The 25,193-nt window shown below is 68.5% G+C and carries 19 protein-coding genes and 4 pseudogenes; 16 read left to right on the plus strand and 7 right to left on the minus strand.

Annotation, left to right across the window (positions count from 1 at the left end; genetic code table 11):
- Window positions 1–17 precede the first annotated feature (17 nt).
- The 5 genes and pseudogenes from STRVI_RS56185 to STRVI_RS30700 form a co-directional block, all read left to right on the plus strand.
- Window positions 18–533 (plus strand): annotated as a pseudogene (locus STRVI_RS56185) (IS3 family transposase); the annotation flags it as partial.
- Window positions 534–719: 186 nt separating this feature from the next.
- The gene (locus STRVI_RS30685) at window positions 720–1,895 is read left to right on the plus strand and encodes a DUF6236 family protein (RefSeq protein ID WP_014059462.1); all 1,176 of its coding nucleotides are present in this window, start codon (window positions 720–722) and stop codon (window positions 1,893–1,895) included.
- Window positions 1,896–2,065: 170 nt separating this feature from the next.
- Window positions 2,066–2,638 (plus strand): integrase core domain-containing protein, encoded by a 573-nt coding sequence (locus tag STRVI_RS30690; RefSeq protein WP_078505472.1) that lies wholly within the window; start codon window positions 2,066–2,068, stop codon window positions 2,636–2,638.
- Window positions 2,639–3,046: 408 nt separating this feature from the next.
- The gene (locus STRVI_RS30695; RefSeq protein WP_014059463.1) at window positions 3,047–3,259 is read left to right on the plus strand and encodes a hypothetical protein; all 213 of its coding nucleotides are present in this window, start codon (window positions 3,047–3,049) and stop codon (window positions 3,257–3,259) included.
- A gap of 452 nt (window positions 3,260–3,711) precedes the next feature.
- On the plus strand, window positions 3,712–4,062 hold the full coding sequence (locus STRVI_RS30700; protein ID WP_014059464.1) for a hypothetical protein: 351 nt from the start codon (window positions 3,712–3,714) through the stop codon (window positions 4,060–4,062).
- Between the two features lie 292 nt (window positions 4,063–4,354).
- Here STRVI_RS30700 and STRVI_RS30705 read toward each other — a convergent pair whose 3' ends face one another.
- Window positions 4,355–6,430: a glycoside hydrolase family 36 protein gene (locus STRVI_RS30705; RefSeq protein WP_014059466.1), complete on the minus strand. Its 2,076-nt coding sequence runs from the start codon at window positions 6,428–6,430 to the stop codon at window positions 4,355–4,357.
- A 430-nt stretch (window positions 6,431–6,860) separates the two neighbouring features.
- Between STRVI_RS30705 and STRVI_RS30710 the strand changes: the two genes are divergently transcribed.
- From STRVI_RS30710 to STRVI_RS30735, 6 genes are all read left to right on the plus strand, one after another.
- Window positions 6,861–7,649 (plus strand): GntR family transcriptional regulator, encoded by a 789-nt coding sequence (locus tag STRVI_RS30710; RefSeq protein ID WP_043236804.1) that lies wholly within the window; start codon window positions 6,861–6,863, stop codon window positions 7,647–7,649.
- Window positions 7,650–7,848: 199 nt separating this feature from the next.
- The gene (locus STRVI_RS30715; RefSeq protein ID WP_014059469.1) at window positions 7,849–9,144 is read left to right on the plus strand and encodes a D-tagatose-bisphosphate aldolase, class II, non-catalytic subunit; all 1,296 of its coding nucleotides are present in this window, start codon (window positions 7,849–7,851) and stop codon (window positions 9,142–9,144) included.
- Entirely contained in the window at window positions 9,141–10,304 is a 1,164-nt protein-coding gene (locus tag STRVI_RS30720; protein WP_014059470.1) for an SIS domain-containing protein, read from the plus strand. Before STRVI_RS30715 ends, STRVI_RS30720 begins: the two co-directional genes overlap by 4 nt.
- Before the next feature lie 49 nt (window positions 10,305–10,353).
- Entirely contained in the window at window positions 10,354–11,346 is a 993-nt protein-coding gene (locus STRVI_RS30725; protein WP_014059471.1) for a BadF/BadG/BcrA/BcrD ATPase family protein, read from the plus strand.
- A complete protein-coding gene (locus STRVI_RS30730; protein WP_014059472.1) occupies window positions 11,343–12,293 on the plus strand; it encodes a DMT family transporter in 951 nt (316 codons plus the stop codon). Before STRVI_RS30725 ends, STRVI_RS30730 begins: the two co-directional genes overlap by 4 nt.
- Before the next feature lie 95 nt (window positions 12,294–12,388).
- On the plus strand, window positions 12,389–13,240 hold the full coding sequence (locus tag STRVI_RS30735) for a class II fructose-bisphosphate aldolase (RefSeq protein WP_014059473.1): 852 nt from the start codon (window positions 12,389–12,391) through the stop codon (window positions 13,238–13,240).
- 357 nt (window positions 13,241–13,597) lie between these two features.
- On the opposite strand, the gene STRVI_RS53785 is transcribed toward STRVI_RS30735, so the two are convergent.
- Window positions 13,598–13,834 (minus strand): hypothetical protein, encoded by a 237-nt coding sequence (locus STRVI_RS53785; protein ID WP_208949188.1) that lies wholly within the window; start codon window positions 13,832–13,834, stop codon window positions 13,598–13,600.
- 151 nt (window positions 13,835–13,985) lie between these two features.
- Here STRVI_RS53785 and STRVI_RS30740 point away from each other — a divergent pair, with 151 nt between their 5' ends.
- Window positions 13,986–15,071: an integrase core domain-containing protein gene (locus tag STRVI_RS30740; RefSeq protein ID WP_014059474.1), complete on the plus strand. Its 1,086-nt coding sequence runs from the start codon at window positions 13,986–13,988 to the stop codon at window positions 15,069–15,071.
- A 30-nt stretch (window positions 15,072–15,101) separates the two neighbouring features.
- Here the strand turns inward: STRVI_RS30740 and STRVI_RS55025 are convergent.
- Window positions 15,102–16,030, minus strand: a pseudogene (locus STRVI_RS55025) (integrase core domain-containing protein); the annotation flags it as partial.
- Window positions 16,031–17,155: 1,125 nt separating this feature from the next.
- On the opposite strand from STRVI_RS55025, the gene STRVI_RS30750 reads away from it, so the two are divergent.
- Window positions 17,156–18,394: a PP2C family protein-serine/threonine phosphatase gene (locus STRVI_RS30750; RefSeq protein ID WP_014059475.1), complete on the plus strand. Its 1,239-nt coding sequence runs from the start codon at window positions 17,156–17,158 to the stop codon at window positions 18,392–18,394.
- A gap of 688 nt (window positions 18,395–19,082) precedes the next feature.
- A pseudogene (locus STRVI_RS49020) lies at window positions 19,083–19,328 on the plus strand (transposase); the annotation flags it as partial.
- Between the two features lie 84 nt (window positions 19,329–19,412).
- On the opposite strand, the gene STRVI_RS55030 reads toward STRVI_RS49020, so the two are convergent.
- Both STRVI_RS55030 and STRVI_RS30760 read right to left on the minus strand, forming a co-directional pair.
- Window positions 19,413–19,772 carry a LuxR C-terminal-related transcriptional regulator gene (locus tag STRVI_RS55030; RefSeq protein WP_353477088.1) on the minus strand — a complete coding sequence of 120 codons (360 nt, stop codon included), beginning with the start codon at window positions 19,770–19,772 and terminating at the stop codon, window positions 19,413–19,415.
- A gap of 152 nt (window positions 19,773–19,924) precedes the next feature.
- Window positions 19,925–20,710, minus strand: a complete 786-nt coding sequence (locus STRVI_RS30760) for an AraC family transcriptional regulator (RefSeq protein ID WP_014059477.1) — start codon at window positions 20,708–20,710, stop codon at window positions 19,925–19,927.
- A gap of 207 nt (window positions 20,711–20,917) precedes the next feature.
- Between STRVI_RS30760 and STRVI_RS30765 the strand changes: the two genes are divergently transcribed.
- Both STRVI_RS30765 and STRVI_RS30770 read left to right on the plus strand, forming a co-directional pair.
- Window positions 20,918–21,796 carry an NmrA/HSCARG family protein gene (locus tag STRVI_RS30765; RefSeq protein WP_014059478.1) on the plus strand — a complete coding sequence of 293 codons (879 nt, stop codon included), beginning with the start codon at window positions 20,918–20,920 and terminating at the stop codon, window positions 21,794–21,796.
- A 55-nt stretch (window positions 21,797–21,851) separates the two neighbouring features.
- Window positions 21,852–22,754 carry an NADP-dependent oxidoreductase gene (locus STRVI_RS30770; RefSeq protein WP_014059479.1) on the plus strand — a complete coding sequence of 301 codons (903 nt, stop codon included), beginning with the start codon at window positions 21,852–21,854 and terminating at the stop codon, window positions 22,752–22,754.
- Window positions 22,755–22,761: 7 nt separating this feature from the next.
- Here the strand turns inward: STRVI_RS30770 and STRVI_RS30775 are convergent.
- Both STRVI_RS30775 and STRVI_RS30780 read right to left on the minus strand, forming a co-directional pair.
- A pseudogene (locus tag STRVI_RS30775) lies at window positions 22,762–23,306 on the minus strand (DUF5994 family protein).
- Window positions 23,307–23,543: 237 nt separating this feature from the next.
- Entirely contained in the window at window positions 23,544–24,950 is a 1,407-nt protein-coding gene (locus tag STRVI_RS30780) for an IS1380 family transposase (RefSeq protein ID WP_014059481.1), read from the minus strand.
- Window positions 24,951–25,193 lie beyond the last annotated feature (243 nt).

The following is a 25,193-nucleotide window of genomic DNA, read 5'->3' on the forward strand; positions in this document are numbered from 1 at the left end:
CGAGTATGGGCAGATCAATGATTGTGGGTCTGCGACTGCTCTACCTGATCTTGTGTCGACTACTGGGCTGCTTGCTCTTGCTGGGCCGATCGACCGCCGCGAACAATGCTGAGATCCTCGTGCTTCGTCATGAGGTCGCTGTGCTTCGCCGGCAGGTCGAGCGGCCGCGGTTTTCGTGGGCTGATCGTGCCGTGCTCTCCGCTCTCGCGCGGCACCTTCCCCCGGTCTTCCGTCGCCATCGGCTGGTCACCCCGGGCACGCTGCTGACCTGGCACCGGCGTCTGGTGCGCTGGAAATGGCGCCAACCCCCGACCGGACCCGGGCGACCACCGCTGGCGGAAGAGACGGTCGTGCTCATCCAGCGCTTGGCGAGAGAGAACCCGACCTGGGGCTACGTCAGGATCCAAGGCGAGCTACGGCGGCTCGGTCATCGGGCCGCGGCCGCCACGATCCGGCGCGTCCTGCGCCGCCTCGGTCTACCGCCCGCCCCGCAGCGCGCCTCCGAGTTGGGCAGCCGTACAGCGAGGGCCTTCGGGAGCCGGGCAGTGCGGGTGAACCCGATCACGGTGGCGTCTACCGTGTCCGAGTGGCGGATCTTGGACCTTCACTCGAATGAAACGCTCTGAGCCAGTTGTACGAGTTTCTCGCGTCTCGAGGAAAGCGTGGTCGCATCTATCCTGATGCGGAGTAATCCTGCGGGCGCCATGGGGGAGGCTGGAGTGCGCGATCTTGCGATCTACTACCCGTACATTCACGTCCAGGACGACACGTGGCTGAAGGCGGCAGCCTTGTACTGGCCGAACATCGGCCGGATCGTTCCGCAGGACTATCCCATTCAGGAGAGCCGCACGGCCGAGGTCCTGAACGGCGAGCTCGGCCTGATGGTCAACGTCTCCCCGGAGTGGTACAGCCACGAGACCGGGGTAGATTTCCTCCACTTCGTAGAGAGTCGGCTCCACGACCTACGTGAGCGGCTTCCATCTGTTCCTACGCGGAGGGTTCGTGACGCTCCGTTCCACCGAGCGCCTGGGACTCCCGCCCAGCACCTCGTGGAATGGGTCGATCTCGACAACAAGGGCATGTTCGTGGCCGAGGACATACTCGTCGAGGCGGGGCTCGCGGTGACGGCCGACGACGAACATGGCCGGCGATGGCTCGGCATGCATCCGCGCCTCGCGGCGGTGTTCCTCACCGCGCTTGCGCAGCGTGTCGCGGATGCCAACCAGGCCAAGCTCATCACGGACCAGCCGGACAATCTCGGTGACGTGGAGGGCTGGACCACCGAGGCGATCGCGGGAGAACTGCTCGACCGCCCGGTGCGGGGAGTGCCGAGGCGGCACTCGGCCGACCGGGTCGCCGCAATGTATGCGGTTCTCGCCATCCAGACCGTGGTACCTGCGTCTCTGGAGAACGTTCCGGTCAAGAAGATCGTGGCCGCACGGAAGACGCTCCATGCCGAGTTCGATGCGTTCCGGGCTCATCTGGATTCGCTGACCGACGAGTTCACTAGGCTGGCCGAGACGGATGACCCCGGGATCCTCGCCACTCGCCTGGAAGCACTCGCCGATCGCCACGTGAGGCTGCCACTGGCGGAGCTCAGACGCGGGCTGCGCAGTGTCGGGCTCCAGCCGGTCCAGGCAACGATGGGGATCAAGTCACTCAAGTTGCCCGTACTGCCCGCCGCAGCTGCTGCCACCTTCGCGATCCCTGACACCGCGGCGCAGGCCGGACTCCTGGGCGCACTGACCCTCTCGTCAGCCGTGCAGGCCCATACGGCAGCCCGGCAACTACGCAGTGGCGCTGCCGGCTACCTACTCGGTCTACACCGGCACGTGCACCCGCACAGCACCCTGGACCGGGTCCTGCTCCGCAACCGTTACCCGAGGCTGCCCTGACCTGCTGGGTTCCCAACGAACTGCGACGGCTTGGCCATCGGGTTGCCGCCGCCACGATCCGGCGCGTCCTGCGCCGCTCCGGTCTACCGCCCGCGCCGCAGCGCGCGTCCCAGCAGACCTGGCGTACCTTCCTCCGAGCCCAGGCCCACACTCTTCTGGCCTGCGATTTCATGCACGTGGACACCGTCTTCCTCAAATGCCTTCACGTCTTCTTCGTCATGGAGATCGCCACCCGGCGCGTTCACGTCCTGGGCGTTACCGCCCACCCGACCGGCGCATGGGTCACTCAACTCGCCCGCAATCTGCTCATGGATCTCGGCGACAGGGCCGGGTGCTTCCGGTTCCTCATCCGTGACCGGGACAGCAAGTTCACCGCCGTATTTGACGCCGTCTTCGTCGGCAACGGCACAGCCGTCATCCCGACACCGCCGCAGAGCCCACGGTCCAACGCGTTCGCCGAACGATGGATACCCACAGCCCGTGCAGAATGCACCGACCGCCTCCTCATCATCGGCGAAGGACACCTGCGTACGGTCCTGACCAGGTACACCGAGCACTACAACTCCGGACGAGCTCACCGCAGCCTCGACCTACGTGCTCCAGACGACGACCCGAACATCATCCCCCTGCCCGCCGCCACGGTCAGGCGCAAGCAGGTACTCGGCGGACTGCTCAACGAGTACCACGCCACGCCACCCCGACCGCCTCATCACCCACAGGAAACGCACAGCTCAGCAGCCTGATCGGAATATTGACACCCTTCAGGGGCGGCGAACTTCATCCCCGTCGCAGGCGACGCGGTCCAGCGCGGTGTCGACGCCCTCGCCTACCAGTGGCAGCTGGACGAATAGGAACGTATCGACGACGACAACAAACGGTAAAACGGCGCAACCTTCAGCAAACGCGAGAAGCAGCTCGAGGCCCTGTCGGACATCTGGGCAGAGGCCAACCCCGACCACGGCCAGAACGGCTACACCCTGAACCAAGACATCAACGGCGCGGCGTTCGACGGCAACGACCGGGCACGAGGAGTGTCAGGAGACCAGTGATCCCCACCGACCCCGCCTCCGCTCCGACCCCGTCGACTGCATCGGCCAAGGCGTCCGTACGGGGCCTCCGCCTCCGCCCTGCCGTGGCAGCAGTGGGCCACCGTGGGTGCGCTGCTGCTGACGGCCGGCTGCGGCGGCGGAAGCCGCGACTACACACTCCCGGCGAACCTGTGCGGGACTCAGGTCGATTCCGGCCGATGGTCCGACTTCCTGCCGGAAGGGAAGACCCTGGAGACACGGCCCACCGGCCGGAGTATCTGGTACTGCAAGGTCTTCGTCGACAAGGCGCAACCTTCCGGACACAAGATGCCCTGACCACGGCCGACACCGACCCTCTGAAGGTCAAGGAGCGAGAACTCACCAGGGAAGGCAAGCCGGCCCGTGTCTCGGGCCTCGGCGATAAGGGGGTCGTCACGGACAAGGGAGCCATGGCCGTGTCCCGCTGCTCCGTGAAGGGTGAGGAACACGTCTTCGTCAGCGAGATCGACCTCTTCGCCGAATGCCCCGACAACACCGCCGACCGGCGAAAGGCCCTGGAGGCGTTCATGAAGGCGTACCACCCGCAGCCGTGGCCCACCACAGCTGCACGGCGCCCTGAGAGAGACACACACCCACGGTCGAACCAACGTCCGAACCCACGGCCGACGATGAGCCCGAATGCAGGCGTACCGGTGGGGCACCAAGAGCGGGGCGCACCCCCGCCACCCCACCGGCCGCGCGTGCGTTCTGCTCATACTCCGCGACCATGTGCAGTCTGGAACTCTCCCATGTTCGGGGCCAACGGCTACGACGGCGGCCTCAAGGGTGCGGTGCTCAGCGACCCCTACGTCCGCGAACTCGGGGATGTGGCCCACGCACTCGACTCGTCCGAGGAGCGGACAAAACTGCCCGGGGCCCCGGAGCCGGACGACGACCGGCGCACCCCACCCGTGGTCGCCGCCGAGAAACACCGCGGACATCGCCTGCCCCGGAGTGAGGACGACTCTGCCCGGGAGGAAGACCCCCGAGGCGACCTCCTCCTGCTCGTCGCCTTCGATCTCCTGGTGCTTCACCCCACCGCAGAGCCGCCACAGCGCCGTCAACTCGGCAGTCCGTACCCGAGGCGTTGCCTCAACTGACCGTCCGCCGCGCCCACGTCGTACGCCTTCCTCCCCCGGCACCGGCCGCAGCAGGAAGGCGTACGACGTGTGCGCGTGCTCCGCCGACCACATCCGGTTCAGCTCACCTCGTAGACGCCGCGCGCCCCGTGCCGGTCCGCCAGATGACCGACGGTGACGCCCAGGACCAGCGCGACCTTACCGGCCATGCCGGGTCCGAGCCGCCACCTGACCTGCCGGGGGAAGCGGGGCCCGGCAAGCCTGTGGCACGCCACTCGCATGATCAAAGAGCGTCGCCACGGCCGTCCGCCGATCAGCCGATGGGCTCGGCCACGATGAGCTGGAACCGCTCGAAGGACAGCTTCACGGTGTTGTGCTGAGCAGTGGCAGTTCCGAGTGACTTGCCGGTGAACGGGTCGGTCAGGCGGTACCGCGTGCGGCCCAGACCGCGCAGCTCGACCGTCCCGTCCCACTGGTCGGCGTAGAAGGCGTAGTGGAGGGTCCGCTTCGTGGCCACGACATGCGCCTCGGGCTTGTCGAAGCCGATGTCGTACAGCTCACCGCGGTACTCGCCGGTGGGCAGCATGTTCTTCTCGTACAGGGACACCCACTTGCGCCAGAGGACCTCCTTCTCCGGGGTGAGGTCGGTCGCCTTGTCCGGGGCTCCGGTGCCGGGGAGGGTGAACTTGGTCGACAGGACGGCTCCGACCCCGTAGGAGGACGCGAAGTCGTCGCCGTTGTCGCTCAGTTCGACGTGGTCGCCGGCGTAGCTGCTGCCCGCGCCCATCAGCGCCTTCATCGACTTGCCCTTGCTCCGGACCTGGTAGGAGGACTCCGGGTCCGAGCTGGGGTACTGGTCGACGTAGGGCAGGTTGTGGAAGGCGAAGGCGGTGCCGCAGGGGCAGAGTTCGACGAGGGCGTCGGGGTTCGCCGCGTGCGCGGCTTCGTGGATCACCTTCCAGAACCGCGCCACGCCCTCGGTGGATTCCTCGGGGCGGGCGTGCCGGTGCTTCGGGTTGTAGCAGGGTGCGACGCTGTTGAGGTGCTGGCCGTCGATCTTGAGCCCCTCGTAGCCCCAGTCGCCGATGAACCTCTTCGCCTGCTCGACGAAGTAGTCCACGGTCGGCTGGTAGGCCGGGCAGAGCGTGTAGGCGTCCCACCAGGTGACGTCCTGCTTGTTGCCGTCGCGGTCCAGCAACAGCATGTCGGAGCGGTCCCGGATCAGGTTGCTGTCGGGGTCCGCCGCCAGCGGGGCCCACCACAGGCGCGGTCGCAGGCCGGCGTCCCGTATCTCCTTGGTGAAGGCCCGCATGTCCGCTTCGCCGCGCGGGAACTTCGTCGTGTTGATGTCCCAGTCGCCCTCGTTGGTCTGCCAGCCGTCATCGAGCACGACCCAGCGCAGGCCGACCTCGTGCGCCTTCGGCAGCGTTCCGGTGACCTGCTCGACGGTGAAGTCGCGCTCGTAGCCCCAGGCACACCAGATGGGCTCGAAGGCCGAGGCGGGGACCTTGGGAGCGCGCTGGCCGATGTCGCTCATGTAGTCGCGGTACCGCTGGAGCGGCACGAAGTGGTCGCCCGGGAGGGCGGTCAGGAACGTGGTGTCGGTGCTGAGCCGACGGCCCGGCTTCAGGGTGCGGGCGGTGTCGTCCTGGATGGCGATGCTCGCTCCGGCGTCCGTCTTGCGGACCGGTATGCGCAGGATCGTCGCCACGGGCTCGACGTGTCCGACGGAAAGGCCCGCGCCCCGGCGCCAGACGGTCGCCAGCGGGGTGCCGCCGCCGTAGTCGGAGGAGTCCATCCCCAGCGAGTTCTCCTGGACGTAGCCGTCCTTCACCGGCATCACCCAGTCGCGGCGGTCCGTGTACGTGGTGCCGGAGAAGGTGTAGAAGCCGCCGGGGGTCTCCAGGAGTTCGTGGGCTCCGTTGCGCCACCCGGTGACCTTCAGTGCGGTGGAGGACCTGTTGGTGTAGGTCACCTTCATCACGATCATGCCGGTAAGACGCTCGAAGGAGGTCAGCTCGACCGTCTTGTGCACGCCTTCCTTGGACGTGCCCTCGATCGTCACCCGGACGCCCGCGCCGTGGCGGGGGTGCCGGGTGGCGCGGGTCCGGTGTCCGCGGTAGGCGAACGCCTCGATGTCCTTGTCGCCCACCAGCAGGGCTTCGCCGGCGTCGAAGCGGGTGAGGTCGACGCCCTTAAGCGCGACCCGGCTTCGCAGTTGGTCGTCGAACTCCAGGGTGATGGAGGTGTCGCCGACTCCGACGAGGTCAGGATCCGAGTTCGGTGCGGCGGCCGCGGGTGAGGCGCCCATCGCCACGGCGGGGATGGCGGCCAGGCCGGCACCCCCCAGCGCGACCTTCAGTACGCTTCGCCGGTTCATGTCCGTCATGTCGAACTCTCTTTCGGTCGTGCGTGCCCGACTGGGGCAGCTGCCTTCTGTCCGTCGTGGTGGATCGTTCAGAGTCGAGCCGCGTGCTCGCGACGAGGCGACCGTCCGTAAGGCTGGTCGATGCCTGGTCTGCTACTGGTTTTCGCAGTGGGTCGGGTGGGGTCGGGGGACGGCGTGGCGTCCGAACGGGCGCCCCGGTGCGAGGTCGCCTCCGGCGGCAGTGCGCGGCCATCCTCGGTGAGCTGCGACAACGCTGCCTCGATCACCGGAGGGTGCCTGGGGCACGGCGAAACGGAAGGTCGCTCACGGGCGACTTCTTCATCACCAGGTGGCCTGCTGCGAGAACGTAAGTGGTATTCGAGTGGCATGTCAACGGGTGGGCCGCCCGGACGAGGGTTCGCGCCGTCGATCGAATTGGTATGTTTCTGGTATGACGGATGCGAGAACGCCGATGCCCAGAGGTCTGTTCGGGGACGATGCCCTCCCGTTGTACGAGCGCACGGCCACGCAGTTGCTCGAGGACCTGCGCGCCGCTGCCGCCCGCCCCGGTGACCGGCTGCCCTCCGAGCGGGCTCTGGTCGAGCGGTACGCCGTGTCGCGCGTGACGCTGCGAGCGGCCCTCGCGCAATTGGAGTCACGGGGCATCGTGCGGCCGTCGTCGTCGCGCGGGTGGTTCGTCGCCGAGCTCGGTCTGCTCCCCGAGGCGACGATGACGTCCGGCTCGGCGGCCCCGCAGGTCCAGGGGTTCGCCGACTATGCCCAGGCCAACGGCTTGACGACGGCCGGCAAGGTGCTCTCCGCCACCGTCCGCCCGGCCACGGTGTCCGAGGCCGAGCAGCTCCGGATCGCTCCGGGCGCCGACCTCTTCGACCTCCACCGACTGCGCTTCCTCGACGGTCTGCTGGTCGTGCTCGAGCACAACCGGCTTCCTTTGGCGGCCTGCCCGGCCCTGGCCGAAACCGACTTCAACACGGCCTCGCTCTACGCCACCCTGCGCGCCGCCGACCCGCCGCAGCTGCCCCGCGTCGCCGACTACTCGGTCGAGGCCCGCCACCCGACGCCACGGGAGATCGAGCTGTTCGAGATCGGGGAGACCATGCCGATGCTCGTCGCGACCCAGCTGACGTCGAACCAGGAATCACGCCCGATCGAACTGACCGTCCAGGTCTACCGGGGGGACCGCTACCGGTTCCGGGCCTCCATCACCAATCAGGGCTGATTGATCACCGCAGGTCACGGAGACTCTCCTCCTGCACCACGTACCAGCTGCGGGGCGGACGTGATGCGCGGTATCGAATACCAGATGCATACCAAAATAAGACTATTGACGGCCATCAATGAGACCAGTACCGTCCCCTCTGGGCTCCGGGCCAACGTGGCGGAAGGGCTCAAAATGCACGTTGAGTAAGGGGTTGGCAATGCAGAGCCCATTGAGCGAGGTGGTCCGGCGCCAGAAGGCCGGACAGCCGCAGGGCATCACCTCGGTGTGTTCGGCTCATCCACTGGTCATCGAGGCAGCCGTGGTGCAAGCATGGGAGAGCGGCGGTCATGTACTGGTGGAGGCGACCTCGAACCAGGTTGACCAGTACGGCGGTTACACGGGCATGCGGCCCGCGGACTTCCGCGACCTCGTGTACCGCATCGCCGCCGAAAGTGGTCTGCCACTGGAGCGCGTGATTCTCGGCGGCGACCACCTCGGACCGAACCGGTGGCAGTCCCTGACGCCCGACGAGGCGATGGAGCGGGCCGACGCCCTGGTCGCCGCCTACGTGGCGGCGGACTTCACCAAAATCCACCTGGACTGCAGCTTCGCCTGCGCCGGTGACCCCGTACCGCTGACCGACGACGTGGTCGCCGAACGCGCCGCGCGGCTGATCCGCGTGGCCGAGGAGACGGCCGGCCCCGAGCGGGCCGAGCGGATCCGGTACGTGATCGGTACCGAGGTGCCCACACCCGGCGGCGCGCACGAGACGCTCGGCGCGCTCGTCCCGACCACGCCCGAGGCGGCGCGCACCACTCTGGAGCAGCACCGCAAGGCCTTCGCCCGGCAGGGCATCGACGAGGTCTGGAAGCGCGTCATGGCCCTCGTCGTCCAGCCGGCCGTCGAGTTCGACCACCTTCAGGTCGTCGACTACCGGCGGGAGCTGACCGAGGAGCTGCGCAAGGTCCTCGACGACGAGCCCACCATGGTCTACGAGGCCCACTCGACCGACTACCAGACCGCCGAGGCGCTCACCGCGCTGGTCGAGGACCACTGGGCGGTCCTCAAGGTGGGCCCCGGGCTGACCTTCGCCCTGCGCGAGGCGCTGTTCGCCCTCGCCGCGATCGAGGACGAGCTGGTGCCGGCCGCCGAGCGGTCACGGCTTGCCGAGGTCGTCGAGCGGCGGATGCTCGCGGAGCCGGCCACATGGGAGGGCTACTACCCGGGCGGCGCTGCCGAGCAGCGCCTCGCACGCCGCTACAGCTACAGCGACCGGATGCGCTACTACTGGCCCGACCCCGAGATCGAAAAGGCCCAGGCCCGGCTCCTGGACAACCTCTCGGCCGTGGACATCCCCCTGCCGCTACTCAGCGCACATCTTCCGCTCCAGTACGCCCGTGTCCGCCACGGCGAGCTCGCCGCCCGGCCGCGCGACCTGGCCGTGGACCACGTCCGCGATGTTCTGCGCGACTACGACCGCGCCTCCCGCCCGAACCAGAAGGAGCACGTGTGACCACGCCCTCCGGCACGCTGTCCTTGGACGACGGCGCTGCCCACACCGTCCGCGAGATCGCCCAGCAGCCCGCCCTGTGGCGCGAGGTCGACCGGATCGTCTCGGCCTCCCGGGACTCGCTGGACCCCTTCCTGCGTCCGCTCGTCGCCCGCGGCGACCTGCGCGTGGTGCTCACCGGCGCCGGCACCTCCGCCTTCGCCGGCCAGGTGCTCCAGCCCGCCTTGGCCCGGCGCCTGGGGCGGCGCGTCGACGCGGTTGCCACCACGGACCTCGTCGCCGACCCCCGCGGCTGTCTCGCCGAGGACGTGCCCACGCTGCTGGTCTCCTTCGCACGGTCGGGCGACAGCCCCGAGTCCGTGGCCGCCACCGCGCTGGCCGACCAGGTTCTCTCCGAGGTGCACCACCTCGTGATCACTTGCAACGAGCAGGGCCGCCTGGCGCGCGAACACGCGGAGCTGCCGAAGTCCCACGTGCTGTTGATGCCGCCCGGGTCCAACGACCGCGGCTTCGCCATGACGTCGAGCTTCACGTGCATGACACTCGCGGCACTGCTCGCCCTGGGCGGCAGCGCCTACGACGGCGTCGCCGAACGCCTGGCCCGGGCAGCCGAGTCGATCACCGACAGCAGCGCTGTCGACCGCACCGTCGGCGCCCTCCTGGAGAGCGCGCCCGAGCGGATCGTCTTCCTCGGCAGCGGCCCGCTGAAGGGCCTCGCCGAGGAGTCGGCGCTGAAGGTGCTCGAGCTCACCGGTGGGACGCTCATGGCCGTCGCGGAATCCTCGCTGGGATTCCGGCACGGTCCCAAGGCGGTGCTCAACGACCGTTCGGTCGCGGTGGTGTACATGTCAAACGACCCGTACACCCGCAAGTACGACCAGGACATCTATGCGGAGCTGCGCGGAAATCTGCCCGCCGGCAGCGTCGTCACGGTCTCCGCGGACTCCGGCGCGGGAACGGAGGGCACAGGCACCGACGCCTGGCCGCTTCCGGGCCTCGATGGCGTCGAGGATGTCGCCCTGGCGCTGTCCGCCGTGGTGTACGCCCAGCTCATCGCCCTGCGTGCCTCTCTGGCCCGGTGCCTGCGGCCCGACAACCCGTTCCCCTCGGGTGAGGTCAACCGCGTGGTGCAGGGCGTGACCTTGCACTCCTTGCACAACTGATCAAAGGCATCGACGGCGCGGTTCGAGGGCGCCGGACGGAGGTACAACGATGTTCCTAGGTGTCGACGGTGGCGGTACGAAAACCGCATTCTGCATGGTCGACCGGTCAGGACAAGTCGTGGCGCGAGCGCAGGCGGCAAGTTCGTACTACTTCTCCCACGGCATCGAGCTTGTCGAGCGTGTGCTGAAGGAAGGCGTCGAAGCTGTCTGCGCGGCGGCCGGGCTGACCCCTGCCGACATCGAGTACGCCTTTTTCGGGCTGCCCGGTTACGGGGAGGCGGCCCGCGATCTGCCCGTCCTGAACGCGACCCCGCGAGCGGTGCTCGGGCACGACCGCTACGCCTGCGACAACGACATGGTCTGCGGCTGGGCCGGTTCACTGGGCGCGGTCGACGGCATCAACGTCATCAGCGGCACCGGTTCGATGACCTACGGCGAGCGGCTGGGCCGGGGCGTGCGCGTCGGTGGCTGGAGCGAGATGTTCGGCGACGAGGGATCGGCGCACTGGATCGCGGTCCGGGGCCTCAACGCCTTCTCGCGGATGGGCGACGGACGGCTCCCCGAGGGCCCCCTGGCCGAGGTGTTCCGGCGCCACCTGGATCTCGCGTCCGACCTCGACGTGATCGACGTCGTCCACAACCAGTGGCAGGGCGACCGGAGCCGGATCGCCGCGCTCAGCCGCTCGGTGGCCGAGGCGGCCGCTCTGGGCGACGAGGCCGCCACGGAGATCCTCACCGACGCCGGCCGGGAACTCGCCCTGCTCGTCGAAGTCACCCGCGAGCGGCTGGAGTTCGGCCCGGACGAGACCGTACCGGTCTCCTACTCCGGCGGCACCTTCGGCGCCCACACGGTTCTGGAGGCGTTCGCCTCCGGACTGAAGAATCGTTTTACCAACTATGAGCTGCGACACCCTCTCTACGAGCCTGTCGTAGGCGCCGCCCTGTACGCGGCAAAACTCGCCGGAACCCCGCTCGACCAGCCCGCGCTCGACGCGCTGCGCATGGCCCCCGGGACCCCTGCCTCAGGAGAGGACGACCGATGAACAGAGGCACAAAGAGCTGGATCGTGTACGCGTCGCTGCTGGTCCTGTTCTGGGGTGTGTGGGGCGCCTTCTCCAGCGAGCCGAACAGCAGGTACGGCTACCCCAACGAGATGATCTACATCATCTGGGCCTTCACGATGCTCATACCCGCGTACTTCGCGATGCGCGGCAACACGTTCGACCGCCGGCCGATCGCCGCCGTGTACGGACTGATCGCGGGACTGACCGGTGCAGGCGGCCAACTCCTGCTGTTCCACGCGCTCGCCAACGGCCCGGCGTACCTCATCTTCCCCCTGGTGTCGCTCTCCCCGGTGGTCACCGTCCTCATGGCGATGGCGCTGCTGCGGGAGCGGATCAACCGGCTCGCCCTAGTGGGTGTCGTCGCGGCACTGGCGGCGATCGTGCTGCTCAGCATTCCCAGCGGCAAGGACGACTCGAACTCGCACGGCCCGTGGCTGCTGATGGCCATCCTGATCTGCGTCGCCTGGGGCGTGCAGGCGTTCTGCATGCGCAAGGCCGCGGTGGTCGGGGTCAACGACGCGACGACCTTCGGCTGGATGACCATCAGCGGACTGCTGCTGGTTCCGGTGGCGTTCGTGATGATGGGCGAATTCCCGTCCGACGCTCCGTGGCAGGCGCCCGCGCTCACCGCGGTGACGCAGGTCCTCAACGCGGTCGGCGCGCTGTTCCTGGTCATGGCGTTCAGCCGGGGCAAGGCCACGGTCGTCGCCCCCATCACCAACGCACTGGCACCGGTGCTGACCATCGTGCTGTCCCTGGCCGTCTACCAAACGCTCCCCAACGTATGGGGCGCCCTCGGTATCGTGCTGGCCCTCGCAGGCTCGACCCTGATGGTCTACAGCGACGAGAAGAGCGGCGAGAACTCCATGGCCCCGGGCGCGGCGGACGACGGCGCGGACGTGAGTCCGGCCCCGCAGAAGTCCTGATCGCCCACATATCCGTACCGGCCGAACCACGTAGCAGTACGGGCCGACACCGGCCCGTACTCACCGAACCGACATGAAAGCGAGGGGACACCTTTATGCCCCTGGTTCCCACGCGCGAACTCGTCTCGAAGGCCGCCGCCGCAGGCCGGGCCGTCGCGGCGTTCAACGTGATCACGCTGGAGCACGCCGAGGCGATCACCGCCGGCGCAGCCGCCGCGGGCGCCCCGGGGGTGATCCTGCAGATCAGCGAGAACGCCGTACGGTTCCACGGCGGCCGGGTCGAGCCGATCGCGCGGGCCGCGGCCGAGGTCGGCAAGGCCTGTGACGTCGACGTCGCACTGCACATGGACCACGTGACGGACATGCGGCTGCTGCGCACGGCGGCCGACGCGGGGTTCTCCTCCGCGATGTTCGACGCCGGGGCGCAGCCGTACGCCGAGAACCTCGCCGCCACCCGCGCCGCGGCCCAGTGGGCCCACGGCACGGGCCTGTGGCTGGAGGCCGAACTCGGCTATGTGGGCGGCAAGCCCGACGCCCCCGCGAGCGCCCACGCGGCCGGGGTGCGCACCGACCCGCAGGAGGCGGCGCGCTATGTCGCGGACACCGGCGTGGACGCCCTGGCCGTCGCCGTCGGCAGCAGCCACGCGATGACCGAACGCTCCGCGACCCTGGACCACGCGCTCATCGAACGCCTGCGGGAGGCCGTGCCCGTACCTCTGGTGCTGCACGGTTCGTCGGGCGTCGGCGACGACGATCTGCGACAAGCCGTCCAGGCGGGCATCGTGAAGATCAACATCGGTACCGCTCTCAACGTCGCGTTCACCGGCGCGGTCCGCGAAGCGCTGGGGGCCCGGCCCGACCTGACCGACCCCCGCCCCTACGTCGCCCAGGGCCGGGAGACGATGGCGGAGACGGTCCGGGTCCTTCTCGGTGTGGTGAGTGGCTGAGCGGGCCCGAAGCTTTCCCGCACCTGATGTCGCCTGGTCGGTGACGGGTTCCGTGCGTCGTGGGCACCGCCCCGTGCTGTGATCATGAGTATTCGAGGGTGTCTGGGGTGTGCGGCTGTCACCCTGCGTAGTGCGGTCTACCGCAGTTGGGGTGCAGGCAGCGTGATGCCCCCTTCGAGTGGTGAAGGGGATGCATCAATGATCGCGACAAAGGCCGGTTTCCTTAACCGGCGATCGTCGGCTATGTTGCGCCGCCGCTGGCGGGCCTGAGTCTCGCGGACTGGCCCCATTGGCCTGGGCTACCTCGTTCCCGGAGTTGGCTGTCGGGCAGCGTCAGCGGAAGCGCCGGAAGGGCGACTACGTCGGCGCACCAGAAGTTTCGCGGGGCGCGTAGGCGATGACGGCTTGCAGCGCGATGTCCACGGCGGCGTGCAGTTGTGCCCGTGTGGCGCCTGCGGCACTGTGCACGGCCATGCCCTCGCTGACCACGGTGACATTGCCCGATCCTGTTGCCCATTTACTGTTTGTGCTGGTCGGGGTGTTGATCGTTGCGGCAGGCTGGTCTGGTGGCCGGTCCTTTTCGTTCCCGGTCACGGAGCGGGAGGGGTTCCGTGTCGATGGAGCCGCAGTCGTGGCCGGAGCCTGTGCCGTTCAGAAACTCATCTCTCCTGCTCGCGGGCGGCGTCCGGACCCGGCCGCTGGGGTGGTCTGGCGCGCCATCACGGTCTGCTGGAACCCTGTCCGGATGATCGTTTCGCTCCTATACCAGGTGACTCGGAAGCTGCTCACAGTCCCGACGGTGCTGCTACGCCGGGACACAGCCAAGAACGCGGAATTGCTCGTGCTGCGGCACGAGAACGCAGTGCTGCGCAGGCAGCTCACGAGGCCGGTGCGCTACGAGCATGCGGACCGGCTGTGGTTCGCAGCGCTGTCCTCGCTGGTCCCCCGGCGCCGGTGGGCGCAGGTGTTCCCGGTGAAGCCCGCGACGCTGTTGGCGTGGCACCGCAGGCTGATCGCCCGGAAGTGGGACTACAGCAAGCGCAGACGCAGGCCCGGGAGACCTTCGACGGCGGGTGCGGTGAAGGCTCTGGTGCTGCGGCTCGCCAAGGAGAATCCGCGTTGGGGCTGTCGAAGAATTCAGGGCGAGCTGGTCCGGCTCGGACACCCAGTCGGCTCGACGACGATCTGGGAGATCCTCACCGCGGCGGGCATCGATCCAGCCCCACGCCGCAGCCGTCCGACATGGCGCGATTTCCTGACCGCTCAAGCCCAAGCCATCATCGCCTGCGACTTCTTCCACATCGACTTGGTCGATCTGCGCCGGGTGTACGCGCTGGTGTTCCTCGAGCACGGCACACGCCGGCTGCACATCGCGGGAGTGACCGCCCATCCCACCGGACCCTGGACGGTGCAGCAGGCAAGAAACCTCGCCGTCGAGTTGGGTGTTCGGGTGGACTCGCTGCGTTTCCTGCTCCGCGACCGGGACGCGAAGTACACCGAGTCCTTCGACGCGGTCTTCAAAGCCGACGACACCCAGGTCATGAGGACCGCGCCACGGTCCCCACGGATGAACGCGCACTGCGAACGTGTCATCGGCACCATGCGCCGCGAGGCCCTCGACCACCTCTTGATCTGGAACGAGACGCACGCTCGGCAGGTCCTCGATACCTACGCCCAGCATTACAACGGTCATCGCCCCCACCAGGCTCGCGGGCAGTTGCCTCCCCTCCTCCAGGAGCACCCGACGTCCATGGTCGCCCCGTCCGCTCACCGGGTTCTGCGCACCCGAATACTCGGCGGCGTGATCAACGAGTACAGATACGCCGCCTGACCAGGAACGACGAGTTTCCGAACGGCACAGCTGCTCGTAGTTCGCGAGGACGTGGCGGGCGTGGGCCTCGTTCATGATGAGGACGTGGTCGAGGGCTTCGCGTCGGATGCTGCCGATGATGCGTTCGCAGTGCGCGTTCATACGGGGAGCCTGCGGCGCACTTTTGATGATCTTCATCTCCTCGGCCCGAAAGACGGCATCGGAGGCCTCGCCGTATTTGTCATCGCGGTCGCGCAGCAGGAAGCGCAGGGTCTGGATGCGTATGCCCAGGTCGGCGGTGAGATCCCGCGCCTGCTGCACCGTCCAGTCCCGTGTCGGGTGGGCGGTGACCCCGGTGATGTGCAGTCGCCGGGTGCCGTGCTCGAGGAACACCAGCGCGTACAACCGCCTGCCGAGGACGGTGTCGATGTGGAAGAAGTCTGCCGCGACGATCCCCTCGGCTTGTGCGGTCAGGAACTCGCGCCACGTGGGGCCTGAGCGACGTGGAGCGGGTTCGATGCCGGCCGCGTTAAGGATCGCCCAGACCGTCGAAGCGGCGATCCGATGTCCGAGTCGGGCCAACTCTCCTTGGATCCGCCGGTGCCCCCAACTCGGATTCTCCCTGGCCAACCGCAGGACGAGCTTCTTGACCGCTGCCGGGGTGGGCGGGCGTCCGGTGCGTCGGCGCGCGGTGTAGTCCCACTTCGCGGCGATGACCTGCGGTGCCAGGCAAGCAGGGTGCCGGGGGTGACAGGGAAGACCCTGAGCCAGTGGCGCCGGGGTATCAGCCCGGACAGCGCTGCGAACCAGAACCGGTCGGCAGGCTCGTAGCGGACCGGTCCGGCCAACTGGCGGCGCAGGACCACATTCTCGTGCCGCAGCACCAGCAGTTCCGCGTCCTTCACCGTCTCACGACGCAGGAGCACCGATGGAACGGTGAGCAGCTTCCGGGTCACCTTGTACAGCAAGGACACGATCACGGAGGACATAATCCCAGCCGACTGACCGTATCCCGCTCACCTGCGACGATGACTTTTCGAGCGGCACAGGAACGCGTGGAGGGGCCTTGGTGCCGTACTGGCACCAAGGCCCCGAAGGAACTGCTACACCATCTGCCGGCCCTAGTGCCGCGCCGGCCTTCTGTGTCCGCACGCCCACCCGGGAGAGGGCAGGGAATGCAGGGATCGCGGTTGCTTGACCGGAGACCACCTCACTATCGATGTCCTGCGGTACCCGGACTCGACAATCCGTCCGGGCGATCCTGATGGCGCCTGGTTCCTCCGTTCTTCCCTCTGAGTGAACTGCCTTACCAAACGGGGACTGCGTACTGCTGATACCGCGAACTGCTTGTACTGCCGGTGATGCGACCTACCGGTGACCTGTGCGAGCGCCACTCTTCGGCAGCCAGCCCCGTCGCCCGTCCTGCGTCTGCTCTGGCTTGGAACCCCACTGCCGAACCTCCCGGTGCGCGCGCCCGCAGCCGACACCTTCACCGAGGTACTGCTCACTTCACTTCACTGCTGGGTACTGCCACTGTGTCAACTGCTGTCGGCGGCCCCTGATGACTGCGGGCCGCCCGGTCCGGTCGCCAGTCCCGTCGCCGTCCTGCAACTGCTCTGGCTTCGGAACTCCGCCACCGCACCGTCCTGCGTACTGCGACTACCTGTACTGCTGCCCGGCAGTTCGTCTCTGCCGGGCCCTTCGGTCTCTCTGGGCTACGAGAGAAACCATAACCACACCACCGCCCAATGTCTACTCCGGCCAGCACAGGTTTTCTCGTCGGCTGGAGAGGTAATCGGCCCCCGCCGGGAGGACGCACGGCGTGGCTCCACCCGGCTTAACCGCCTCAGGACGGGGGAGAAGCACCGGGCAGGCATGCTCCGGCGATCAGAGACCAGGGTGACCTGATGACACGATGAGCGTCGACGTCGCAGCCGGCCAGCCCGCAGCTCCTGACCGGGTGTGACATGCCGCCGTTGGCGTAATCGGCTCGTTGGGCCGGTTGGCCGCGGCAGGCTGTGCGGATTGACGGTCGTATCAGGAGCCCGTGTGTACCGATCACGTGATTGGGTCTTCGAGCGGATCCGTCAAGGGCGGGTGCGGCTGTGACGGCAGGAGAGTCGCAGCCCGAAAAGGGCGCGGTGGACCGGTCAGAAGGATTCGGTGAGCGGCTGCTGGGGGTGCTGCTGGACCAGGCCCACGAGATGCCACCGCATCTGATCGCCCCGCTGATCGTGGAAGTGGTGGGCCGGGTCGGGGGCCGTGATGTCTCGGTCCTCCTGCAGGACTACGAACAACTGATGCTGGTGCCGCTGCCGGGTAGGCGGCTGACCGTCGGCGAGCGCGCGCCGATTGATGGCTCCCCCGCCGGCACGGCCTTCCGGAGCGGAACCCCCGTCGAGGTGCCGCAGGCAGACGGCGTGCGGATCTACCTGCCGTTGCTGGACGGCAGCGACCAGGTGGGGGTGCTGGCGCTCACCCTGGACACCATCGACGACGACCGGCGACTGCTGCACCGACTGGCCGGCCTGGCCGCCCACATGCTGGTCACCAAGAACAGCTACACCGACCAGTTCTTCCAGACCCGACGGCGCGAGCCGATGAGCGTGGCCGCGGAGATCCAGTGGTCCCTGCTGCCCCCGCTGTCGATGTCCACCCCGCAGGTCGCGGTAGCCGGCATCCTCGAACCCGCCTACAAGGTCGCCGGCGACAGCTTCGACTACGCCCTCAACGACGACATCCTGCACGTCGCCACGGTCGATGCGATGGGCCACGGCCTGGATGCCGCCACCATGGCGACCGTCGCCATCGGCGCCTACCGGCACGCCCGCCGCACCGACGTCGGGCTGTCCGAGATCTACGCGTTCATGGACCGGGCCATCGCCGGGCAGTTCGGGCCCGAGCACTTCGTCACCGCACAGATGATGCGCCTGAACGTTGCGACAGGCCACCTGCAATGGGTCAACGCCGGCCACCCCGCGCCGCTGCTGATTCGCAACCACCAGGTCGTCCGGCAACTTCACAGCCTCACCACCTTGCCGGTCGGCTTCGGCGGCGACGAGCCCCAGCTCAGCGAGCAGACACTCCAGGTCGGCGACCGGGTGCTGTGCTTCACCGACGGCCTGATCGAGGAGCACGATGTCCGCGGCGAACAGTTCGGCGAGGAGCAACTCATCGCCTGGGTCAACCGCATCGAGTACGCCGAGGAAGGGGTTCGGGCGGTGGTGCGCTCCCTCTCCCACACCCTGATCCGGGAGCGGGGCGGGATCACCAGCGACGATGCAACCCTCTTCCTGATCGAGTGGCGCGGGGGTGCCGCCGACCACCTCGCCACCCTGGAATGAGCCGATACCGCCTGACTGGCGGTGCGGCCGCTGGCGGTGACTCTGGCATGTCACGCGAGAAGACCGCGAGGGATCTATCGTCAAGGTATGAGCGTGTTCGTCAAGCTGGTGGAGAACCGGCCCCCCAAGGAATACGCGGAGCTGTGCAGATATCTCCTACGACGACGTCACCGAAGGTGAGTCGCCCGCCACGTACGAGTACGACCTGCTTCCGAGCGGCGCATTGCGGAACCTCAGGGTGACCAAAGGCGAAGCCGCTGTCGTCGAATCGATCTACGCTCCCGGACTCTGGTTCCGTGTCCAGGGGCAGTGGCGCGGTAATGCGGAATAGCAAGCACTCTGCCGGCGGCCGGGCACTGCCGGCTGCTGGGCCCGGCGGTGCTTGAGGTCCAAGCAGAATGTGCTCATGCTTCGCGTCAGCCTACGGAATCACGTCGGAAACTACCTGCAGGTGTACCGTGGATTCTGGGTTGCGCACTCTCACGTGTTGCGCCTGAAAGGACGGCCCCGGCGGTTTCACCGGGGCCGTTTCGAGGATCACGCTGAGTGAGCTGGCGCGGTCGCACAGGCACCGTGGCCGCCCTCGGAGTCTTAGGGCGTGTATTGAAAGTGAGAGGGGGCACCCCCGACCTGGCGTGAGCTAGGGCCTGTTGCGAAGGTGGATCAAGGTCGTAGATGATCACCGTCTGTGGGACGGGGTGACCTGACGAACGGCCAGTGGGCCCGGCTGCAGCCATTGCTACCGACGGGCAAGAAGCCGGGCCGGCCGCGGACCTGGACGCATCGGCTGCTGATCGACGGAATACGGTGGCGGACCAGGACGGGTGCGCCGTGGCGGGACGTCCCGGAGCGGTACGGGCCGTGGCACCGGGCCTACGACCTGTTTCGGCGGTGGCAGCGCGACGGCATCTGGAAGCGCATTCTGGAGCAACTGCATGCATATCGTACGGCTCCGTACGTGCGGCGGGATGCCCAGCCACCAACGGACGCCTGATCCGGGACGCGCGCGGCGACTGCCCTAACGCGTGGCCGTGGCGCCCCACTCGTGCGCCAGCGCCGCCGCCTCGCCACGCGACCCGACGCCCAGCTTCTCCAGGATCTTCGCCACGTGGAACTTCACCGTGGACTCGCTGATGTGCAGCTCACCGGCTTGGAGTCCCGTGAAGCGCCCTCCGAGGAGGTACGTCGCAGCCTGCACGATCCAGGACTCAGGCGTGTTCGGGCTGAGCATGGTGACGCCCACCCCCAGGCCAACGCCGCGCCGACTGAGCGCACCCATGTACTGCGAGACCAAGTCCCTCACCTGGGCGTAGGTCAGTCGCCGGTCGCCCGCGACGAACGCCTCCGACGAGCTGTGCCGCGTCAGCGACTGGACGATGAGGTCGCTTCAGCGTCGCACCGGCCGAGGCCGCCGATGCTGGCGAGGAGCTCTGGGTGGTGGCGGAGGAAGTCACCCTTCCAGCGTGGGCTCCCGCACCATTGGGCTGCCACCGATGTTCCGCCAGGAACTACGGCTACCCCGCCAACCTCTCACCCATGGGAGCTGCGGGAGGACCGAGCCGACGAGCGATAGCCTCCGGGTGTCTGACCGACCAGCACGGTGAAGGCGTCGATGAAGCTGCTGGGGTTCGACCAGCCCAGCCGGATCGCCGTGTCGGTGACCGAGGCGCCGTCGCCGAGCTCGATCAGCGCCCGTTGGATGCGCAGCAGGGTGCGCCACTGGTGGAAGCTCATCGACAGCTCGCTGCCGAACAGTCGGCTCAGGGTGCGTTCGCTGGCGCCGGTGCGGTGGCCCAGCTCGGCCAGGGTCGCCGGGCTTGCTGGGTCCACGTGAAGCAGGTCGGTGACCGCCTTGAGACGCCGGTCGCTCGGCTCCGGGAGGCGCAGCGGCTCTTGTGCGGCGCGGGCGAGCTCGGCGAGTACGACGTCGATCAGCAGCCGCGCACGGGGGCTCTCCAGCGGCTCGCCCTCGCTCATCAGCGCCAGATAGGCCTCGCGCAGCAACGCGCTCGCCACGAAGACCGACGGCTCGGCCGGCAGCTGTCCGGTCAGCGTCACGGGCAGCGACAGCACCCGGATGTCCGTCTCGCCGTACGCCTTGCTGCTGTGCACCGCGAAGGGCGGCACCCACATGATCCGACTGGCCGGCGCCACCCAGGTGCCCACCTGGGTCGCTGTGACCAGGGCCCCACGCGCGGCGTAGCGGAGCTGGCCATAGTCGTGGAAGTGCGCGGCCACGTCGGCGCCATGGGCCAGCGGCGCCGACAACGGCCCATCGTCGGTGCAGAAGCTCGGCTCGCCGCTGGGGTCGGACACGCGATTGAGGCTACCCGACACTGGCGGGTTATCGGAAGAACCTGGCGGGATACCGGTGGTGCGCCTGGCGCCGCAGACGCATCGTGGAGACATGTCACAACAGATCAAGCTCGAGGACGCCGCGCCCGCGTCGTCCTCCCCCCACCGCCGAGGTCAACACCGGACTCGTGCTCACCTCGCTCACGCCCTGAGTGAAGGGTGGCAGCGATGAGCACACAGACGACCGGCACGATCGCAGTCTTCGGCGCGACGGGGCAACAGGGCGGGGCGGTGGTCGACGCGCTGCTGGACCACAAGGCCCCTGTGCGGGCCCTGGTCCGCAACCCGCAATCCGACCGGGCTCAGGCGCTGGCCGCCCGCGGCGTCGAGCTGGCGGCCATCCGGACCGACGACCCGGCGTCGTTGGTCGCCGCGCTGACGGCGGTCGAGGCGTTCTACTTCATGACCCCGGAGGCGAACAACCTCGAAGAGGTCGAGACGGAGATCCGCATCGGCACCGCGCTCGTCGACGCGGCGGTCGCGGCACGCGTCCCGCACGTCGTGTTCAACTCGGTCTTCGGCGCGGACCGGGAGCGGGGTGTGCCGCACCATGACTCGAAGCACTCGATCGAGGAGCACCTGAGGAAGTCCGGCCTCAGGGCCGCGATGGTTCGCCCGACCCCCTTCATGGAGGAGATGGCACCGAGCCTGGAGCACGGAGAGGTCGTGCTGAGGCTGCCGCTGCCGGAGGACGTCGCCCTGAAGATGATCTCGGTCAGGGACGTCGGCCGGGTCGCCGCCGCGCTCCTGCTCGACACCGCGGAGGCACCCGGCGGAGCCGTCGAGCTCGTCGGCGACGAGCTGACGGGCCCTCAGATCGCCGCGGCGTTCGGCGCGCGCGCCGGGCTCCCGGCACGTTACGAGGCCCTCCCGTTGAGCGTGCTTCCCAGCGACCTCGACAGGGCGATGTTCCGCCAGTTCGCGAAGGCGGCGGAACACCCGTCGGATCTTGCGGTGGTGCGGGCGATCGAGCCGGCCACCCTGGACCTGGCCGAGTGGATCCGATCCACCGGCTGGACCGCGCCCGCCGGTCCAGGCCAAGGTTGATCTTTCACCTAGAGCGTTGATCTTTCACCTAGAGCGACGAGCACTGGAGCAGGACATGAAGGCGATCACCTACACCGAGTTCGGCGGCCCGGAAGTCCTCCGCCTCGCAGAGGTCGACGAGCCGCACGCCGGACCCGGACAGGTGCGGCTGAAGGTCGTGGCGGCAGCGGTCAACCCGCTCGACTACAAGATCCGCAACGGGTGGAGGCCGCAGATGGCGCCGCCGTTCCCGGTGATCCCCGGCGTGGAGGCGGCCGGCGTCGTCGACGAGGTCGGCGAAGGCGTGACCGGCGTCGCGGTGGGTGACGAGGTCCTGGGCTGGACCGTCACCGGCGCGTACGCCGAGCACGCGCTGGCCGTCGACTTCGGCCCGAAGCCCGCGGACCTCGACTGGGACCTCGCCGCGGCACTGCCCGTCGCCGTCGAGACCTCGGTCCGCGTGCTCGGCGCCCTCGGCGTCGGGGAAGGCGACACGCTCCTGCTGCACGGAGCCGCGGGTGTGGCCGGCGCCGTCGGTGTTCAGCTCGCGGTCGCCCGCGGCGCCACGGTCATCGGCACCGCCTCCCCCGGCAACCACGACTACCTGCGCTCGCTGGGCGCGATCCCGGTCGCCTACGGCGCCGGCCTCGCCGACCGGGTCCGCGAGGCCGCACCGCAGGGCATCGACGCCGTGTACGACGCCGCGGGGGCGGGCGACCTGGAGGTGTCGATCGACCTGCTCAGCGGCACCGACCGGATCATCACCATCGCCGATCAGAAGGCCGCCGAGCTGGGCGTCACCTTCTCCGGCCCCGGCGGCGCCCCGTTCGGTTCCCGCCTCGGCGAGTACGCCCGCCTCGCAGCCGACGGCAAGCTCACGGTGCGCATCGCGCAGAGCCTTCCGCTGGAGGACGCCGCGAAGGCGCAGGAGCTGAGCGCGAGCGGTCACGCCGCCGGGAAGCTCGTCCTGCGGCCGTAGCTGGCTGTCATCGAGGCACTTCCCTGAAACGTCTTCGTCGGCGCTTTCGCAACACGTCCCAGACCGCTTCTCGGGCCTGGTCGGCTTCTGCCACGATCCGTTGGAATTCGGCCCTCTCCAGCAGATCACTCGCTGTGCGGCTGCGCAGCGGACCGGTAGCCGCGGTCATCAGCCAGGCGGCGATGGCCGGATCCGTCTGCGGCGGAATCACCAGCAGGTCCCAGCGGCCGACGGTGTAGGAGAGAAGCAACAGCTTGTGGGGGTCTTGCTCGGCCTTGAACCAGCCGACGCTCACCACGTGCCCATCAACGGGCACCTTCCGTGGGATGACCGGCCACAGGGTCGGGTTCACCGTGACATGCGTGATGTGCCCCCAAAGGGGATCCAGCACCGCTGTCAACGCAGGAAGTTCCGCCGCCAGGTCGCGGGAGCGGGCCACCAGGCACCGTCCAGAAGAGCACCAGGGGTGTCCGTTGAGGCGAGCGCGAGACGCAGCGGCAGCGAAAAAGTCCGCTCCTCGACCGCCGACGTATACAGAATGGTCGCGGTCATGACGCGGACTTGTCCCCGGGCCGGCCGGTGTACACCGGCCCGGTGTTGTGAATCGCCGAGAACGACAGGAGCTTAGCCTCGGTCTTTCATCAAGCCTCTGAGCATTGCGGTTGAGTCTGGGTTCTGAGTGGGCTGGGTCGTGACGGTGTGATGCGGGCATGCGGCAGGCCCGGCGCGGTGGCCGGGTGCTCCAGGAGTCCTCGGGGTCGTGGTCGGGCGGCATCGCGAAGCGGCTGGTCAGCAGATGGCCGGACGGGGCAGCGCGGCCAGGCGGGCGAAGGCGGTGACGAGGTCCCGGGCCCAGGGCCAGTGTTCGGCGATCCGCAGCCAGGTCCGTCTGCCGCCGCGGGTGATGCGAGCGGCGGTGTGTAACAGTCGGTAGCGCAGTCGCTTGGGCTCGGCCTTGGCCAGTTCGCCGTCAAGGAGCAGGATCTGGGTCCAGGCGATGAGGTCGATGCCGGCCAGGGCGAGTTCCAGCCAGGCGGCGTTAATGTTCGCCTGGCGCGACGGGAAGCGGCCGAACCCGGTGTCCTTGCCGCACCGGATGCGGTCCTCGACGCGGGCGTGGGCGCGGTGGCGGGCGTCGATGAAGGCCAGAGGTCCGGTGCTGGGAGGGCTGTCGGTGGCGATGAGCTGGTGTCGGAAGCCTTCGACGGTGTCGAACAGATCCAGGGCAGCGCCGGGGTGCGGGCGTTCTCGCCGCACGATGAACCGGGTGCCTTCGGGAAACCCGGCGGCGTCGAGCAGACCGGTCAGCTCGGCGACCTGCGCGCCGTCACGGGGTTCGTCGTCGGCGTCAATCGCGGCCGCCCACGCGGAGGCCGGCAGTGCGCTGATGGCGTCACGGACCTCGGCATCGATGGGGGCGCCGACGGAGAACCGGGCGTCCACCCCGTCGGCGCGCCGTGCCCTGATGTGTGCCAGGAACGCTTTGGTGCAGCCGGCGGTGTCGGTGCGGACCAGGATCGGGACCCCATACCGCCGGTCGTCGGGGATCTGGGCAAGCGCGTGGTCCAGGACGGTGATGTGGTCGGCGGCGGTGTTGGACCCAGCCCGCCCGGGGCGCAGGATCCCGGCCAACCCGTCGCCGGTGTTGTCCAGGAAGGCCAGGATCGGGTGATAGCCGAAGGTCTTCTTCCAAGTCGGTGTCGCCTGCTCCTTCTCCGAGTGACAGATCACGATGGTGGCGTCGATGTCCACCACCAGCCCCGGTATCACCCGCCCAGCGGCTTTGGCCTGCGGGAACTTCTCACGGGTGTCGGCATGCTGCGCCCAGGCGATCTCGCGGGCCGCAGCTCTGGCCGCCCGCATCCGGCCCAGGGCCGCCTCGTCGATTCGGTTCAGCACCCGCCATGCCGTGGCCGGGGAGGCCACCGGCCCGAACAGCTCGGCCTGGTCCCGCAGCACGGCGAGATCCGAGATGGTCTCGCCACCATCGGCGAGCATCACCGCCATGTCCGTGATCACCTGGCCCGGATCGTGGCCGCCGGTGCGCTGTCGTCCTCCGGCCAGCGCGTCACCGAAGGCACTGGTCAGCGCGGTCACCTCCGCCAGATCGGCCAGCAGCCGGGCCCCGGCATGCGAAACGACACCTCGCCCGTCGGGCGTTACGGACAGCCTCGAACGAGACGTTGTAGAGCTCACGTGAAACTGCCCCCGGCTGCGGCGCTTTGATCCTCGACAACTCGGATCATCGCAGCTCAGGGCGCACTTCTGCGTTCCGGTATCAAGATCCGGACTTACTCGGTGAAACTGGTCGAGATCGAGCAGGCCCACGCCTGACCCGCGCCGCTGATCCGCCCGGCCCTGCTGCGCGATCGGCAAGGTGTTGAAATCCGGATGATGCGAAAGGAACAGGGGCGCTAGCGTGCGCGTATGGATCTTGAA

Origin of the sequence: Streptomyces violaceusniger Tu 4113 (assembly GCF_000147815.2) — a bacterium.
Lineage (GTDB): Bacteria > Actinomycetota > Actinomycetes > Streptomycetales > Streptomycetaceae > Streptomyces > Streptomyces violaceusniger_A.

Bases quoted from the DNA above. Each gene is read 5' to 3' on its own strand.
- STRVI_RS30690 (WP_078505472.1), top strand. From the start codon at position 2,066: ATGCACGTGGACACCGTCTTCCTCAAATGCCTTCACGTCTTCTTCGTC.
- STRVI_RS30700 (WP_014059464.1), top strand. From the start codon at position 3,712: ATGTTCGGGGCCAACGGCTACGACGGCGGCCTCAAGGGTGCGGTGCTC.
- STRVI_RS30705 (WP_014059466.1), bottom strand. From the start codon at position 6,430: ATGACGGACATGAACCGGCGAAGCGTACTGAAGGTCGCGCTGGGGGGT.
- STRVI_RS30710 (WP_043236804.1), top strand. From the start codon at position 6,861: ATGACGGATGCGAGAACGCCGATGCCCAGAGGTCTGTTCGGGGACGAT.
- STRVI_RS30715 (WP_014059469.1), top strand. From the start codon at position 7,849: ATGCAGAGCCCATTGAGCGAGGTGGTCCGGCGCCAGAAGGCCGGACAG.
- STRVI_RS30725 (WP_014059471.1), top strand. From the start codon at position 10,354: ATGTTCCTAGGTGTCGACGGTGGCGGTACGAAAACCGCATTCTGCATG.
- STRVI_RS30730 (WP_014059472.1), top strand. From the start codon at position 11,343: ATGAACAGAGGCACAAAGAGCTGGATCGTGTACGCGTCGCTGCTGGTC.
- STRVI_RS30735 (WP_014059473.1), top strand. From the start codon at position 12,389: ATGCCCCTGGTTCCCACGCGCGAACTCGTCTCGAAGGCCGCCGCCGCA.
- STRVI_RS30740 (WP_014059474.1), top strand. From the start codon at position 13,986: ATGATCGTTTCGCTCCTATACCAGGTGACTCGGAAGCTGCTCACAGTC.
- STRVI_RS30765 (WP_014059478.1), top strand. From the start codon at position 20,918: ATGAGCACACAGACGACCGGCACGATCGCAGTCTTCGGCGCGACGGGG.
- STRVI_RS30770 (WP_014059479.1), top strand. From the start codon at position 21,852: ATGAAGGCGATCACCTACACCGAGTTCGGCGGCCCGGAAGTCCTCCGC.